The organism is Frankia sp. CoWAU3, from assembly GCF_977971855.1.
This window is the reverse complement of sequence record NZ_CDWWXB010000236.1, coordinates 1,271-1,895: the sequence shown is the minus strand read 5'-3', so window position 1 is coordinate 1,895 and position 625 is coordinate 1,271. Positions and strand designations below refer to the sequence as shown.

The 625-nt window shown below is 64.6% G+C and carries 1 tRNA gene; it reads left to right on the top strand.

Annotated elements, in window-relative coordinates:
* Positions 1-197: 197 nt before the first annotated feature.
* Positions 198-273 (top strand) — tRNA-Arg (locus AC08ON_RS16160).
* The last annotated feature ends 352 nt before the right edge of the window (positions 274-625 follow it).

Below are 625 nucleotides of genomic sequence, written 5' to 3'. Positions count from 1 at the left end.
AGCGGTTGACCGTCCGCCGCGCGCCCCACCGGCAACTCCTCCTGCCGGTGCCGCAGCTGCCGATTCGACGATGAACCCCACATCCGTCCACACAAGAAGCACAGGATGAACTACGGACAGCTACATCCCCCTCGGGGGATCGGTGCCACCCGTCGGGTGCTGTAAGCTGGCACCGCCGGCCACCACGGCGGCAGATCGCGCTCGTAGCTCAACGGACAGAGCATCTGACTACGGATCAGAAGGTTGGGGGTTCGAGTCCCTCCGAGCGCACCAAATAGATCACTTTCGAACCACGGCCAAGATCAAGATCCCCCACGGGAACGAGATCATGGCCGTTGTTCGTGTCTGGCGGTTCCGGCTCCCCGCTACCCGTGGCCGCCGCGTCCCTGACGGCTTCGGGGCTGACCGCCCGTGGGAAGGCTCGGCCCGCCAGGGCCGCGAACGGCTCCCGTAGCTGGACACCTGTCACGGTTGGTAGATCGTCTTCCATGTCAACGAGAATCTTGGTAAAGAAGGCCTGGTTGCTCAGGCGGCGGACCTGCGGACCGCCCAGTTGGTAGACCTCGCCGCAGCGGCCCACCAGCATCAGAGCCAAGTTCAGGGTGTCGGCGATCCGCCCAAAGAT